This is a genomic window from Pseudomonas oryzihabitans NBRC 102199 (genome assembly GCF_000730625.1).
Taxonomy (GTDB): Bacteria; Pseudomonadota; Gammaproteobacteria; order Pseudomonadales; family Pseudomonadaceae; genus Chryseomonas; species Chryseomonas oryzihabitans.
This window is the reverse complement of sequence record NZ_BBIT01000017.1, coordinates 46,331-61,613: the sequence shown is the minus strand read 5'-3', so window position 1 is coordinate 61,613 and position 15,283 is coordinate 46,331. Positions and strand designations below refer to the sequence as shown.

General features: G+C 67.7%; 10 protein-coding genes. 5 read left to right on the top strand and 5 right to left on the bottom strand.

The features are described from left to right. Positions 1-589: 589 nt before the first annotated feature. A complete protein-coding gene (locus POR01S_RS18210; protein ID WP_027598768.1) occupies positions 590-1,114 on the bottom strand; it encodes a gamma carbonic anhydrase family protein in 525 nt (174 codons plus the stop codon). A 301-nt stretch (positions 1,115-1,415) separates the two neighbouring features. Between POR01S_RS18210 and POR01S_RS18205 the strand changes: the two genes are divergently transcribed. The 5 genes from POR01S_RS18205 to POR01S_RS18185 all read left to right on the top strand — a co-directional run bounded on the left by POR01S_RS18205 (position 1,416) and on the right by POR01S_RS18185 (position 7,715). After that, positions 1,416-2,867 carry an anion permease gene (locus POR01S_RS18205; RefSeq protein WP_042137461.1) on the top strand — a complete coding sequence of 484 codons (1,452 nt, stop codon included), beginning with the start codon at positions 1,416-1,418 and terminating at the stop codon, positions 2,865-2,867. Positions 2,868-3,830: 963 nt separating this feature from the next. After that, positions 3,831-5,366, top strand: coding sequence for a succinyl-CoA:acetate CoA-transferase ScpC (gene scpC, locus POR01S_RS18200; protein WP_042137459.1), 1,536 nt, complete (start codon positions 3,831-3,833; stop codon positions 5,364-5,366). A 242-nt stretch (positions 5,367-5,608) separates the two neighbouring features. Continuing rightward, positions 5,609-6,520 carry a D-alanyl-D-alanine endopeptidase gene (gene pbpG / locus POR01S_RS18195; RefSeq protein WP_037006760.1) on the top strand — a complete coding sequence of 304 codons (912 nt, stop codon included), beginning with the start codon at positions 5,609-5,611 and terminating at the stop codon, positions 6,518-6,520. A gap of 176 nt (positions 6,521-6,696) precedes the next feature. After that, complete coding sequence (locus POR01S_RS18190; protein WP_042137457.1) at positions 6,697-7,413, top strand: carbonic anhydrase; 717 nt, start codon at positions 6,697-6,699, stop codon at positions 7,411-7,413. A 59-nt stretch (positions 7,414-7,472) separates the two neighbouring features. Next, positions 7,473-7,715: a hypothetical protein gene (locus POR01S_RS18185; protein WP_042137455.1), complete on the top strand. Its 243-nt coding sequence runs from the start codon at positions 7,473-7,475 to the stop codon at positions 7,713-7,715. On the opposite strand, the gene POR01S_RS18180 is transcribed toward POR01S_RS18185, so the two are convergent. The 4 genes from POR01S_RS18180 to POR01S_RS18165 all read right to left on the bottom strand — a co-directional run bounded on the left by POR01S_RS18180 (position 7,709) and on the right by POR01S_RS18165 (position 15,085). Further along, the gene (locus POR01S_RS18180) at positions 7,709-8,146 is read right to left on the bottom strand and encodes a GNAT family N-acetyltransferase (protein WP_042137453.1); all 438 of its coding nucleotides are present in this window, start codon (positions 8,144-8,146) and stop codon (positions 7,709-7,711) included. The two genes, POR01S_RS18185 and POR01S_RS18180, sit on opposite strands and share 7 nt — an antisense overlap. Positions 8,147-8,148: 2 nt before the next feature. Further along, positions 8,149-9,159, bottom strand: a complete 1,011-nt coding sequence (locus POR01S_RS18175; protein ID WP_007161081.1) for an AI-2E family transporter — start codon at positions 9,157-9,159, stop codon at positions 8,149-8,151. Between the two features lie 131 nt (positions 9,160-9,290). Then, complete coding sequence (locus POR01S_RS18170; RefSeq protein WP_042137451.1) at positions 9,291-10,232, bottom strand: diguanylate cyclase domain-containing protein; 942 nt, start codon at positions 10,230-10,232, stop codon at positions 9,291-9,293. Further along, positions 10,229-15,085 (bottom strand): PAS domain S-box protein, encoded by a 4,857-nt coding sequence (locus tag POR01S_RS18165; protein ID WP_042137449.1) that lies wholly within the window; start codon positions 15,083-15,085, stop codon positions 10,229-10,231. Before POR01S_RS18165 ends, POR01S_RS18170 begins: the two co-directional genes overlap by 4 nt. Between the last annotated feature and the right edge of the window lie 198 nt (positions 15,086-15,283).

Genomic DNA, 15,283 nt, shown 5'->3' with positions numbered 1-15,283 from the left:
GAATGCCCTGTGGAAAAGGCTGCGCCGTTTTCCACGCTACGCCGCCGGTGTTGTGCTTCGACGATGAGGCCGTCTCAACCCAACCTACGGGAATCGCCGTAGGTTGGGTTGAGCGCAGCGAAGCCCAACAGGCTGGAGCGGCTCGACCTAAACACCTGCTCGAACAGCCCCCTCTCCCCTCGGGAAAGGGGCGGGGTGAGGGCGCGCCTGGCACCTGATCTCCATGTGGAAAAGGCTGCGCCGTTTTCCACGCTACGCAGCCGGTGTTGAGCGCAGCGAAGCCCAACGGGCTGGAGTGGTTTCACCCTCACCCTCACCCCAGCCCTCTCCCTGAGGGAGAGGGGGTGGTTCCGCGCTAGCGGATGGCCTGGCGACAATGGAGCGGATCTGCCTTTGGCGCTGGCAACGAACGCCTGCTCGAACAGCCCCCTCTCCCCTTGGGAGAGGGGGTGGTTCCGCGCTAGTGGATGGCGTGGCGACAATGGAGCGAATCTGCCTTTGGCGCTGGCAACGAACGCCTGCTCGAACAGCCCCCTCTCCCAAGGGGAGAGGGGGTCATCCAGTGCAGAGTTCGGCTCCTGAGCCCCGCCTACTCCCCCTGCTCGAACAACTCCTCCAGATAGCGCCGCGCATTGGCCACATAGACCTGGGCATTGGCTGCCAGCTGTGCCTGCTGGGCTTCGCTGAGGGCGCGGACCACCTTGGCCGGCGAGCCGAGCACCAGGGAGCCGTCGGGGATCACCGCGTTCTCGGTAACCAGGGCATTGGCGCCCACCAGGCAGTTGCGCCCGATACGCGCGCCGTTGAGCACCACGGCGTGGATGCCGATCAGGCTGCCGTCGCCGATCTCGCAGCCATGCAGCATGGCCTGGTGGCCAACGGTGACGCCGCGCCCCAGGGTCAGCGGCGAGCCGGGATCGGTGTGCAGCACGGCGCCGTCCTGGACATTGCTGTCCGGACCGATATGGATCAGCTCGTTGTCGCCACGCAGCACCGCGCCGAACCAGACGCTGGCACCCTCGTCCAGGCGTACCTTGCCGATCACCGCGGCGGTGGGCGCGACCCAGCTCTGTGGATGGGCCTCGACCCGCTGTTCTCCCAGGCGGTATTTCATGGTGTCGCTCCTCGTATTGTTGTCGTTGGCGGAACGCCCGATTGTTCGCCAGCGCGGGGCCTGGGCGCAATCGACGCCGACAGGAGCCCCAGCGTTGTTGCAAGTCATTCTCGATAGCGAAAGAATGCCAGGGGAACCTAAGCCCGCCCGACTGCGACGAATGACCACGGCCAGAACGCTGGGAAAGGCCCTCGGCCTTTGCAAAGCTGGCGGCCGCTGACCGCACCGTCCTTGTAACCGCAGCGTCAGCCGTCCCGGCCCAGGCCGGTTTCCCGAGACCACCGGAATCTGCGAGCGCCCGATGCGTACCACCTGGAAATTCCTGCTGCCCCTCGCCGTCACCGGACTGCTGGCGCTGCTGCCGGCTCCCGACGGCCTGCCCGTTCATGCCTGGCTGTACTTCGCCCTGTTCGCCGGCGTGGTGGTGGGGCTGATCCTCGAGCCCCTGCCCGGCGCGGTGATCGGCCTGATCGGCGTGGCCCTGGCGGCCCTGCTGGCGCCCTGGGTGCTGTTCAGTCCGGCGCAACTGGCCACCCCCGGCTTCCGGGCGCCCCAGGAGGCGCTGAAATGGGGCCTGGCGGGCTTTTCCAACAACACCGTCTGGCTGATCTTCAGTGCCTTCATGTTCGCCCTGGGCTACGAGAAGACCGGACTCGGGCGGCGCATCGCCCTGCTGCTGGTCAAGGCCATGGGTCGGCGGACCCTGACCCTGGGCTATGCGGTGATGCTGGCGGACCTGGCCCTGGCGCCCTTCACCCCGTCCAACACCGCACGCAGCGGCGGCACCGTCTACCCGGTGATCCGCAACCTGCCGCTGCTCTACGATTCCAAGCCCAACGACCCCAGCGCGCGGCGCATCGGCTCCTACCTGATGTGGGTGGCGATCTCCTCCACCTGCGTCACCAGCACCCTCTTCCTCACCGCCCTGGCGCCCAACCTGCTGGCCGCCGCCCTGATCGAGAAGACCGCCCAGGTGCACATCAGCTGGGGCCAGTGGTTCATCGCCGCCGCGCCCATGGGCATCCTCCTGCTGGCCCTGCTGCCGCTGCTGGCCTACTGGCTGTATCCGCCGGAGATCAAGCGCAACGACCAGGTGCCGCTGTGGGCGGCCAAGGAACTGGCCGCACTCGGCCCGCTGACGCGCGACGAAAAGCTGCTGCTGGCCCTGGTGATCGGTGCCCTGGCGCTGTGGATCTTCGGTGCCGCCTGGGCCGATCCGGCGCTGGTGGGCATCCTGGTGATCGTGCTGATGTTGCTGCTCAAGGTCATCACCTGGAACGACGCCCTGGGCAACAAGGCCGCCTGGAACACCTTCGCCTGGTTCGCCACCCTGGTGGCCCTGGCCGATGGCCTGACCCGGGTCGGCTTCGTCGCCTGGTTCGGCCAGTGGGTCGCCGGCCATCTGGGCGGCTTCCATGCCGGCACCGCCATGGTGGTGCTGGTGGTGGTCTTCTTCCTCGCCCACTACCTCTTCGCCAGCTCCACCGCCCATACCACCGCGCTGCTGCCGGTGATGCTGGCCGCCGGCATGGGCATCCCCGGCATCGACCTGCCGGTGTTCGCCCTGCTGCTGGGTACCTCTCTGGGACTGATGGGCATCATCACCCCCTACGGCACCGGGCCGAGCCCGGTGTACTACGGCAGCGGCTACCTGCCCAGCGCCGACTACTGGCGGCTGGGGACGATCTTCGGGGCGCTGTTCCTGCTGGTGCTGCTGGGGATCGGGGTGCCATGGATCATGATGGTGGCGTGAGGGGTAGCTGGGCGTTCGGTGCCCAACGCCTGGGTCGTGGTGATCCGGGCGGATCGGCGTAGGTTGGGTTGAGCGATAGCGAAGCCCAACGGATTAGGGTTATGGGTGCCCTAGCTGTTTATCGAGTGCTCTGAGGGCTTTTGTTTCGCCCACCCGGGCGAGTCACTTTTGCCAGTCGCGGCAAAAGTAACCAAAAACGCTGTCCCCACGTTTCGGCCCTCCGCTGCGCTCCGGGTCCCCTCGCTCCGGCGCCGCTCCGGGGGCTCGGCACGAAGGGGCCTCCTGCCCCTCGCGCCTTGCTCGGCGTCCTGCCTCGCATACCCCCTCTGCGACACCTGCACTCGGCCTCACTGACGGGGCCGGGCGCAAGCCTGGGAATTCGGAGTTCAGAGGTCGTAGCGTGGAAAACCGCGCAGCGTTTTCCACTATTGGGCGCCGACACCATCAGTGGACAAGGCTTCGCCGTTGTCCACGCTACGGGCTCTTCAAACAACACTTTCAGGCTGGTGAATCGCCCCGTTCAGAAGGGCGAATGCCAGTGTCGTGGAGTGGGTCGAGCCGCAGGGATGCGGCGAGAGGTCCAGTGGGCCATGGACGGCCCATCTGGACCGACCCCGGAAAGGCGCTGGCGTGAGCGGACCCGGAGCGCAGCGCAGGGCCGGATGTCCGGGGCAAGCGCTTTTGGTTACTTTTGTTCGGGACGCGTAGTCCGGGGCGCGCAGCCGCGATTGGCAAAAGTGACTCGCCCGGGTGGGCGAAACAAAAATCATCAGCAAACCACGATAAACAGCCAGGTCACCCATAACTCTAATCCGTTGGGCCTCGCTATCGCTCAACCCAACCTACGCCTCACTCCCCAAAAATTTCCCCTCCCACCCGACCTTTTGCTTAGGGACCTAAGCATCCCTTCGGCGTAGAATCCACATTCTTAGTGTGCTTTCGATAACACCCGCAGAGGTCGTCATGTCCCACCGTATTCGCCATCCCGGTTTCGCCGCCAAGCGCCAGAGCGCCGAGCAGGCCGCGCAGTTCATTCGTCACGGCATGACCGTGGGCATGAGCGGCTTCACCGGGGCCGGTTATCCCAAGGCCGTGCCCGGTGCCCTGGCCCAGCGCATCACCGCCAGTCACGGCGCCGGCGAGCCCTTTCGCATCAAGGTGCTGACCGGCGCGTCCACCGCACCGGAGCTGGACGGCGCCCTGGCGCGGGTCGATGGCATCGAGTTGCGGGTGCCCTTCCAGTCCGATCCGGAGCTCCGCAGCCGCATCAACGCCGGTGGCCTGGACTACATGGACATCCACCTCGGCCAGCTGGCGGAAAAGGTCCGCTATGGCTTCTTCGGCAAGATCGACGTGGCCGTGGTAGAGATCGCCGCCATTCGCGAAGACGGGCTGCTGGTGCCCTCCTCCTCGGTGGGTAACAACAAGACCTGGCTGGACATGGCCGATGCGGTGATCCTCGAGGTCAATCGCTGGCAGCCCGACGCCCTGGACGGCATGCACGACATCTACACCGACGGCGCCCTGCCGCCCCACCGCACGCCGATTCCACTGGCGCACCCCGGCGACCGCATCGGCTCGCCCTATCTCGAGGTGCCGCTGGACAAGGTGGTGGCCGTGGTGGAGACCGACGCCCCCGACCGCAACAGTCCGTTCAAGGCGCCGGACGCCGCCTCCCAGGCCATCGCCACGCACCTGCTGGACTTCCTTCGCTTCGAAGTCCGCCAGGGGCGCATCCCGGCCAATCTGCTGCCCATCCAGTCGGGGGTCGGCAACATCGCCAACGCCTTCATGCAGGGCCTGGCCGAGAGCGAGTTCGAGGGGCTGACCGCCTTCACCGAGGTGATCCAGGACGGCATGCTGGAACTGCTCATCAGCGGCAAGATGGAGCTGGCCTCGGCCACCTCCTTCTCCCTGAGCCCGGCGGGCATCGAACGCTTCGTCGAGCATGCCGAGTCCTTGCGCAAGCGCATCATCCTGCGCCAGCAGGGGGTCAGCAATCACCCGGAACTGGTGCGGCGGCTGGGTTGCATCGCCCTCAACGGCATGCTCGAAGCCGACCTCTATGGCAACGTCAACTCCACTCACCAGATGGGCACGGGGATGATGAACGGCATCGGCGGCTCCGGCGACTTCGCCCGCAACGCCTATCTGTCGGTGTTCATGGCGCCGAGCACCGCCAAGAACGGGCTGATCTCGACCCTGGTGCCCATGGTCAGCCACGTCGACCACACCGAGCACGATGTCTCGGTGATCGTCACCGACCAGGGCCTGGCCGACCTGCGCATGCTCAGTCCCAAGCAGCGCGCCCGGGCCATCCTCGAGCACTGCGTGCACCCGAGTTTCCGTCCGGCGCTGGCGGATTACTTCGAGCGCGCCCTGGCCGGCAGCCATGGCAAGCACACCCCGCACCTGCTGCCCGAGGCGCTGGCCTGGCACGAGCGCTACCTGGTCACCGGCAGCATGCTCGGCCCCGCCGCCCAGGAAGCCCACGACTGAAAGGCAAGGCGCCCGAGGCCTCTCGGGCGCCCTTTCGCTCCGCCATCCCTGCCGTCCGTCGCCCATCTGCAACTAATTGTGACTTTTTGCCAGCGCGCTGTGTAAAAAGCTGCCTTGTCGGATTCCCAGCCGACATTCCGGGTGATAAAAGACGTGAAATCTCTGAGCAATGTCCTTGATCTGCAAGGGGCATTGCCGTTCGCGGTTGTTCTAACCCCGCCCCCTTTTCGAGAGCTGCCACCGTGAAGATCTGTCATCAACTTGCCGGCCTGTTGCTGGCTGGCTTGGTCGGGCTGAGTCCGGCCGTCCTGGCCCAGACCCCACCAAAGGTCAAGGCCGCGGCCGCCGCCACCGCCCAGCGCCTGGCCTCGAACCACGCCCTGGTCGTCGACCTCAAGACCAACCAGGTACTGTTTTCCCAGAATCCCGACCAGGTCGCCCCCATCGCTTCGGTGACCAAGCTGATGACCGCCATGGTGGTGCTCGATGCCCGGCTGCCGCTGGAGCAGACCATCGACATCGACATCAGCGAGAATCCGGCCATGCGCGGCATCTTCTCGCGGGTGCGCCTGGGCAGCCAGCTGACCCGCCGCGACATGCTGCAACTGGCACTGATGTCTTCGGAAAACCGCGCCGCCACCAGCCTCGCCCACCACTATCCGGGTGGCCAGCGCGCCTTCGTCGCCGCCATGAATGCCAAGGCTCGCGCCCTGGGCATGAGAAACACCCGCTACGCCGAACCCACCGGCCTGTCGCCGCTCAACGTCTCCACCGCGCGTGACCTGGTCACCCTGCTCAAGGCCACCGAGCACTATCCGCTGCTCGGCCAGCTCAGCACCACCCCGGAAAAGACCCAGGCCTTCCACAATCCCAACTATGTGCTGGGCTTTCGCAACACCAACCACCTGGTCTACAACGCCGACTGGAGCGTGCAGCTGACCAAGACCGGCTACACCGACAAGGCCGGTCACTGCCTGGTGATGCGCACCGTGATGGCCGGTCGTCCGGTGGCCTTCGTGGTGATGGACGCCTTTGGCAAGTTCACCCACATGGCCGACGCCACCCGCGTCCGCCGCTGGCTGGAAACCGGCGCGCTGAGCCCTCTGCCGGGCGCGCCCAAGGCCGGTCGCAGCACGGTGCTGGCGCGGCAGTGACGCCCGCCTGAGCAGGTCCCGAAGCCGCGTCTCGACGCGGCTTTTTCTTGCCCGGCGCCTTTCCGCGGGTCGGATACCGGGCGCCGCGCCTGGCGGGATCGGCGGCGGACGACAATAGTTGTCTCAAGCGCTGGAGACCGCAGTACCGGCACGCCCCCACGCCAAGAGGTGTCCCGATGAAGCCCACCCTGTCGCGTCGCCAAGTCCTCCAGTGCGCCCGCTGCCTGCCGCTGGCTGCCGCCCTGGCACCCCTGACCCTGCCCGCCCTGGCGGCCCCGACCAAGGCCCACACCACCCTCACCGCCGAGCAGGCCCTGCAACGGCTGATCGACGGCAACCAGGGCTTCATGGACGACCAGCCGCTGCACGGGGAAACCAATCGCGACCGGCGCCTGGCGATCGCCAAGGGCCAGACGCCCTTCTGCGTGCTGGTGTCCTGCTCTGATTCGCGGGTCTCGCCGGAGCTGCTGTTCGGTCGCGGCCTGGGCGAGCTGTTTATCGTGCGCAACGCCGGCAATACCCTGGACACCACCGCCCTGGGCTCGGTGGAGTACGCCATCAGCCAGCTGGGGGTGCCGCTGATCGTGGTGATGGGCCACGAGAAGTGCGGCGCGGTGGAGGCCGCGGTGGCGGTGGTGGAGCAGAACGCCCTCTATCCCGGTGCCATCGGCGCCATGATCGAACCCATCCTGCCGGCGGTGCTCAGCGCCCGGGTCGGCAATCCGCCGGATCTGCTGGAAGCGGCGGTGCGCAGCAACGTGCAGCGCACGGTCAGGCGGCTGCGCGCAGCCTCCGAGCCGACCCTGCTCGCGCCGCAACAGAAGGGCCAGGTCAAGGTGGTGGGCGCCTACTACACCCTGGAAAACGGCCACGTGGACTTCTTCGACGTCTGAGGCGGGCACCCCCGCCGTCAGCCGCGGTCTAGGGCTGTATCCCCTGCCTGGAACGCCCCATGAGCAAAGACGCAATCGCCCACGAGTACTACGAGACCGTCACCGGCCGCTGCTGGCTGGATGACGTGCGCGAATGGCGCCGCCTGCAGGCCGAAGCCCAGGCCGCCGCGGATCGCTACCTGGCCTGCCCGGAGGATCTCGAGGCACCCGAACGCCTACGCCTGGAACAGACCTGGCGCACCAGCAACGAGGAGGCCGGCGCCTTCTGGCAGCGCATGTGGTCGAATCTGGATCGTCAGTGAGCGCCCGCTGGCGACTGCTGCAGGGTCAGGCTGAAGGCTTCGAAACCTAGCGCATGCCAGAAGGCCTGACCTCGGGCGTTGCTAGCCAGGACATTGAGTTGCACCGGCCGGTCCGCCGGCCAGAGTTGTTCGCGTAGATGATCGTAAAAGGCCCGGCCCAAGCCCTGCCGGCGCGCTCCGGGCACCACATAGAGATGACGCAGAAAGATGCGCTCGTCTTCAAGGCGATAGAGCGCATAGCCCACCGGTCGGCCGTCCCTTTCGGCCAGGATGGCTTGGTAGTCACCATTGCTCAGCCAGTCTGCCAGGCGCTGACGCAAGGCTGCTTCGGCCAGGGGCTGCGGACTGCCCTGATCGCACTGCAGGCCGGCATTGAAGTCGGTCAGCACCTTTAGGTCGGCGAGTCCGGCCGGCCGATAGACGAGCGTCATCGCTAGACCAGCCCTTCCGCCTTCAACTCGCTCTTCAGATAGGCGTAGTACACCGGCGCCGCCACCAGCCCGGGCAGGCCGAAGGCCGCCTCGAACACCAGCATGGCCACCAGCAATTCCCAGGAGCGGGCGCTGATCTGGCCGCCGACGATGCGGGCGTTGAGGAAGTATTCCAGCTTGTGGATGGCGATCAGGTAGCCCAGCGCCGCCACCGCGACCCAGATCGATAGCGATAGGCCGGCGATGAAGATCAGGGTGTTGGACATCAGGTTGCCGATCACCGGCAGCAGACCCAGGATGAAGGTGAGGATCACCAGGGTCTTGGCCAGTGGCAGGTGGACATCGAACAGCGGCAGCACGCCGAGCAGGAAGATGCCGGTCAGGGTGGTGTTGAGCAGCGAGATCTTGATCTGGGCGAAGACGATGTTGCGAAAGGCCTGGGCCACCAGGCCGAGACGCACCAGCAGCGCGCCGGACAGCGGCCGCAGGCGCTCGGGATCGGGGGTGGGCTGCAGCGCGACGATGGCACCGAGGATCATGCCGATCAGCACGATGACAAAGGTCCGCGCCGCATCGCGACCGAACAGCTGCAGTTGCGCCACATGGGCGCGCACCCATTCCACCAGCTCCTGCTTCATGCTGTCGGCGTTGGCCGGCAGGTAGGCGTCCAGCGAGGGCGGCAACTGGGCGCGGGCGCGCTCGGTGAGCACCATGAACTTGTCCAGCAGTCGTCCGGGGTTCTGCACCTCTTGGATGATGAAGCTGGTGAACCAGACGAAGAACAGCGTCAGCAGGCTCACCACCAGGGTGCCGAGCAGGGCCACGGCGAGCCAGCGCGCGCCGCCGCCGGGCAGATGACGCTGCAGGCGCCCGGCCAGGGTGTTGACCAGTTCGTACACCAGCAGGCCGGCCAGTAGGCTGGGCAGGAGCTTGAGCGGGAGAACCAGATAGAGCGCGGTGAAGACGATGATCCAGCTGGCCAAGATGGCCTGGCGTTGCGTGAAGGCGTACATAGATTACCGGCGGCAGAATCCCTGCCCGCAGTCTGACAGTCTGCCGCCTCGCCGCCCAGCCTGGATAACGAAGAAAGCGCGGACCTCTGTTACCCGGCATTACCCGAGCGGGCGCTTTGGCGGCCCTCGCCTCAGCCGCCCAGTTCCGCGGCGCAGACCCGGGCGCGGCCCTGGTGTTTGGCCGCATAGAGCTGGGCATCGGCGGCGGTGATCAGGGCGGCCGGATCGACGGTGGTGGGCGGCAGCGCCGTGGCCACCCCCAGACTCAGGGTGACATAGCCGGTCACCGAGGAATAGCCATGGGTCAGGCGCTGGTCGCGCACCTGCTGCAGCAGTCGCTCGGCGACCTGGGTGGCGCCTTCCAGGTCGGTGCCCGGCAGCAGGCAGCCGAATTCCTCGCCACCATAGCGCGCCAGCAGGTCATAGGGGCGGAACAGCCCCTGCCCCAGCGCCTGGGCCACCTGACGCAGGCACTGGTCGCCGGCGAGATGACCATAGTGGTCGTTGTAGGCCTTGAAGTGATCGATATCCATGAGGATCAGCGAAAAGGGCGTGCCTTCGCGTTGGCTCTGGCGCCAGCCGCGCAGCAAGGCCTCGTCGAACTGGCGGCGATTGGGGACGCCGGTGAGACCGTCGACCAAGGCGATGCTGCGCAGGGCGTCGCGTTGCGCCTTGAGGGTCAGCTGGGTGCGCACCCGGGCGCGGACGATGACCGGATTGATCGGCTTGCTGATGAAGTCCACCGCGCCCAGCTCCAGGCCGGTCACCTCTTCGTCCGGGCCTTCCTGGCCGGTGACGAAGATCACCGGAATGGCGGCGGTGGCCGGATCGGCCTGCAACCGGCGCAGCACCTCGTGGCCGTCGAGCTGGGGCATCATCACGTCGAGCAGGATCAGGTCCGGCTGCTGCGCCAGGGCCAGTTGCAGGGCCTGGGCGCCACTGGTGGCCATCAGCGTCTCGCAATCCTGGCGAAAGAGTTCGTGGAGGATGCGGATGTTCAGCGGCTGGTCGTCGACGATCAGCAGTTTGGCCTTGCTGCGCCGTCCGGCGGCCTCGGCAGTCGGCGGAATCATAGAGCTTCCTTCAGATCGGGCAGGGTAACAAGCGCCGCGGCGAAGTCGAGGGTCTCGACCTGGGCGCGCAAGAGGTCGTAGCGCACCTGGGCTTCGGCCCGGCAGTGCACGGGCAGCTCGGCGATCAGCTCAAGGGCGTCGAGATTGCCCTGGCTGAGCAACGCTTCGAGTTCGTCCAGGCGTGCACGCCAGTCGACCTGGGTGTCGGTTGCGGTTGTACGTGTGGTTTCGGCAATGACGGGCGGCGGCAGGACCTCGGCCAGGGCACCGCGCAATTCGACGAGGGCTTCGTCGAGCAGTTGTCGCAGGGTCGTCAATTCCATCGCCACCTCCGTGGGGACACCCGCGCCGGCCTTGCCGGCGCGTTCGCCCTCGGCGGCGCGCGCGGCCAGGCGCTGGGCACCCATGGTGCCGGCGCTGCCCTTGAGGGAGTGTAGTACGGCCACCGCCGCCTCGCTGTCGGCGGCCTGCCAGGCGTTCGCGAGGCCGTCCAGCAGGCTGACGGAGTCCTCGGCGAAGCGTTCCAGCAGCGAACCGAACAGCCGGGCATCGCCGCCGAAGCGGCGCAGGACGAGACTCAGGGGTTCCACCTGGCGATCCTCGACGACCGGCGCGGCAGCGGGCACCGTGCTCACCTCCTGGCCGGTCAGGCGCTGCAGGCGGGCGACCAGCAATTCCAGGTCGATGGGCTTGCCGATATGGTCATCCATGCCGGCGGCCAGGCAGGCGTCGCGATCGGTGTGGGAGGCATTGGCGGTCATCGCCAGGATCGGCAGGGTGCGGAAGCGCCCGTCGGCGCGGATGCGGCGGGTCGCCTCCAGGCCGTCGATGTCGGGCATCTGCATGTCCATGATGACCACGTCCAGCGGCGCACCCGAGAGCACCCGCTCGACGCCTTCCAGGCCACCCTCGGCCAGCTCCACCTGGGCACCCTGGGCCAGCAGCAGCTCGGCGGCCACCTGGCGGTTGAGGGCATTGTCTTCCACCACCAGCAGGCGCAGGCCGGCCAGGCGATGGCTTTCGTCGACCACCGCGGCGGCGTGCACGCCGGCCGGGATCTCGGCGCCCAGGGCGCGCTCCACCACCTCGACGATCTGCGCCGGGGTCACCGGCTTGGTCAGGTAGTCGTCGAAGAGCGCGTCGTCGCTCTGCTGGGCTTCGGTAAGGAAGTCGCGGCCGAAGCCGGTGAGCATGATGACCTTGGGTCGGTTGTCGGCCTGCCGCTCGCGCAGCTGCCGGGCCGCCAGCAGGCCATCGCCGTCGGGCATGCGCCAGTCCATCAGCACCGCCTCATAGGGCTGCGCCTGCTGCTGGGCCTGGGCGACCCGCGCCAGGGCGGCGGCGCCGCTGGTGACCAGGTCCACCTGCCAGCCGAGGGCCGCCAGGGTCTCCACCAGCACCTCGCCGACCAGGGTATTGTCGTCGGCCAGCAACACCCGCCGGCGCACCGGCGCCAGCTGGGCTTCGCCCTGGCTGTCCACCGCCAGGGCGGCATCGAACCAGAAGCGGCTACCCACGCCCAGCTCGCTTTCCACCTGCAACTGGCCATCCATCAGCTCCACCAGGCGCTTGCAGATGGCCAGGCCCAGCCCGGTCCCGCCAAAGCGCCGGCTGATCGAGGCCTCGGCCTGGGTGAAGCCCTGGAACAGCTGCTCCTGATGCGCCGGGCTGATGCCGATGCCGGTGTCCTGCACCGAGAATTCCAGGCGCAACTGACCATCCGCCCGCGCCAGCTGGCGCACGCTGACCAGCACCTGGCCGGCCTCGGTGAACTTGAGGGCGTTGCCGGCCAGGTTGATGAGGATCTGCTGCAGCCGCAGGCTGTCGCCGATCAGGGCGGTGGGCAGCCCGGCATCCAGGTGGTAGTTGATCTCGACGTTCTTCTCGCCGCTGTTGCCCGAGAGCACCACGCCCAGGTTGCGCAGCACCTGCTCCAGGCTGAAGGGATGGACGTCCAGCTGCAGCTTGCCGGCTTCGATCTTGGAGTAGTCGAGCACGTCGTTGAGCAGCCCCAGCAGCGAACGCGCCGCCTGCTGGGCCTTGGTCAGGTAGTCGCCCTGGCGGGCGTCGAGGGCGGTACGCTGCAGCAGTTGCAGCATGCCCAGCACGGCGTTCATCGGCGTGCGGATCTCGTGGCTCATGTTGGCCAGGAAGGACGACTTGGCCTGGCTGGCCAGGTCGGCGCGGGTGCGCTCCTCGCGCAGCCGGTTTTCCAGCTCCAGCTGTTCGGTGATGTCGCGGTTGATGCCCACCACCCGCAATACCCGGCCGCGCGAATCGCGCTCGGTGCGGGCGCCGGCGATGATGTGGCGCAGCGAGCCGTCCTGGCGGCGCACGCGGAACACCGGATCGAACACCCCGCGTCCGGCCATGGCCGCGCCCAGGCGCTCTTCGGCGCTGGCCAGGTCGTCGGGGTGCACGCGGCAGCGCCAGTCGTTGTAGGTGATGCCGGCGGTGCGCTGGGTCTCGGTCCACTCGTAGAGTTCGAACATCCGCTCGTTGCACTGCACCTGGCCGGTGTCGGGCTGCCAGCACCAGATGCCCAGCTGGGCGACGTCGGCGGCCATGGTCAGCTGGTCGCGGGCCTGCAGCAGCGCCTGACGCTGGCGACTCTGCTCGGTGATGTCGGCGATGATGGCCACCGCCAGGCGCTCGCCGTCGGTCCACATCACCCCCAGGCTCAGGGTGAGGGGGAAGACGCTGCCGTCCGCGCGGCGCCCTTCCATCTCCTGGCCCTGCGGGCCGGCCTGGTCGTCGGGGATCTCCTGCGGGCAGCTGAACAGCGCCTCGTAGCCGGCCAGGTAGCCGGGAATCAGCCGGCGGATGGGTTGCCCCACCACCTCGGCGGCGCGATAGCCGAAGATGCGTTCGCCGGCCGGGTTGAAGGAGCGCACCAGGCCACTGCTGTCCACGGTGACGATGGGGCTGACCGCGGTGTCCAGGATCGCCCGGGTCAGGGCCAGGCTGGCGGCCAGTTCCTGCTCGGCGGCCTTGCGTTCGGTGACGTCCGAGGCGATGCCCAGGTAGCCGCTGACCTGGCCCGAGACATCACGCATGGTGGTCACCACCAGGCTGACGTCACGGTGCTCGCCGTCGCGGCGGACAAAGGTCCACTCACGGGCATCGGCGCCGGTGCGCTCGGAGCGCTCCACCAGCACGCGGAACCCGGCGACCGGCAGGCCGTACTCGGCTTCCAGGGTGGCGCCCTGGGTGGCCAGTTCTCCCGGCAGATGGAAGTCGCTGGCGTGCCAGAGCCCCACCACCTCCTGGGCGCGATAGCCCAGCAGACGCTCGGCGCCTTCGTTGAACAGGGTGATCAGGCCGTCGCGATCGGTGGCGATGATGCCCACCTCGGACGCCGCGCGCAGCACGTCGCCGAGCAGGCGGTTGGTCTGGCTGAGTTCGGCGGTGCGCTGGGCCACCTGCTCTTCCAGGCGGGCATTGAGCGCCAGGATCTCGGCCTGGGCGGCCTTCTGCAGCGAGATGTCGCGCACCGTCTTGGAGGCGCCGGTGACCCGGCCATCACGGCCGCGCATGGGCGAGACGCTGACCAGCACATCGATAAGGTGACCATCGCGGTGCTGGCGACGGGTCTCGAAGTGCGGCACCGGCTCGCCCCGGCCGATGCGTTCGAGCACCGACCACTCTTCGTGCTCCAGCTCGGTGGGCACCACCAGGTCGAGCAGGCGCTGACCCACGGCCTCGCTGGCGGTATAGCCGAACAGCTCTTCCGCCGCGTGGTTCCAGCTCAGCACCACACCCTGGAGGTCCTTGCTGATGATGCCGTCGGACGAGCTTTCCACCACCGCGGTGAGGTTGGCCTGGTCCTGCTGGTACTGGCGGCGACGCTGGCGCGTGGTCATCACGGCGAAGGTCAGGCCGGCCGCCAGCAGGCTGAACAGCTTGCCGAACAGGTGCACCAGCGGCACCGAGACCAGGTGCTGGGCGGCGACGAAGGTCGGGGTGGCGGTGAACGCCAGTTGCCATTGGCGGCCATAGACCTCCTGCACCAGCTGCCGCTCGGACAGTGCTTCCACGGGCTCCTGCTCGTCCCCGCCCTGGCGATAGAACAGGCTGGGCGCCTCGGGAACGGTCACGTCGCTCAGGCGGATGATGACGCCGGGAATGTTCAGGCGCAGGCTGCCGATCATTTCCTCGATGCTCAGGGGCACATAGGACCACCCCAGGGTCGCCGCCTCGCGGGCGGTCGGATCGGCCGGTGGGCGGCCACCCTGGTAGATGGGCAGCAGCATCAGAAAGCCGGGCTCCGGCGGCGAGGAGGCCTGCAGCTGCAACGGACCGGTCAGGTGGATGTCGGCATGCCGCATGGACAACACGGCGGCCTCGCGGCGGACGGGATCGGACGCCGCATCCATGCCGATGGCCTTCAGATTGCGCCAGGCGGGTTCCAGGTACTGGACGACGTAGCGATCGCCTGCGTGGGGGACGAAGGGATGGATGGTGAAGTCGGGCGAGCCATCGGCACGGGCCTTGGCGAGAAAGGCGGCCTCTTCGCCCTGAGGCACGCGGCGGATGAAGCCGACGCCGCGGGCACCGCGAAATTCCTGGCCCAGGTCGTGGACCCGCCCGTAATCGCCGAGCAATTCACGCGACAGGCTGCCCCCGGCGACCACCACCACATCGCGCATGCCGATCAGGCTGTATTCGTAGATGCGCAGCCGATCCAGCACCTGATCGCGAACATCGTCGGCGACGTCGTCCAGGGCGCTGCGCAGCTGCTGATCGTTGCGCTCGGTCAGATGGCGCATGGTCAGACTGGTCAGCAGGACGCCGAACAGAAAGACGCCGAGACCCCAGCGTACGCGAGAGGATTTGCACAGCCTGCTGAACATGGAGCCCCTGGTGGCAAAAGGTGCCACGCCGTAGGTTAGGCGGTGCCAGGAGCGGGAAGCGCGAACGGAGCGGGGCCTCCACCAGACCTGGCGGTAACGGCTAACCCATCGGCGGGAAAAAAGGCTTTCTTGATACCGCGGATCGTGCGCCGGGCTGAAGCGCAGCGGGCGCCAGGCGCAAAGCGGCAAGCCAGAGCA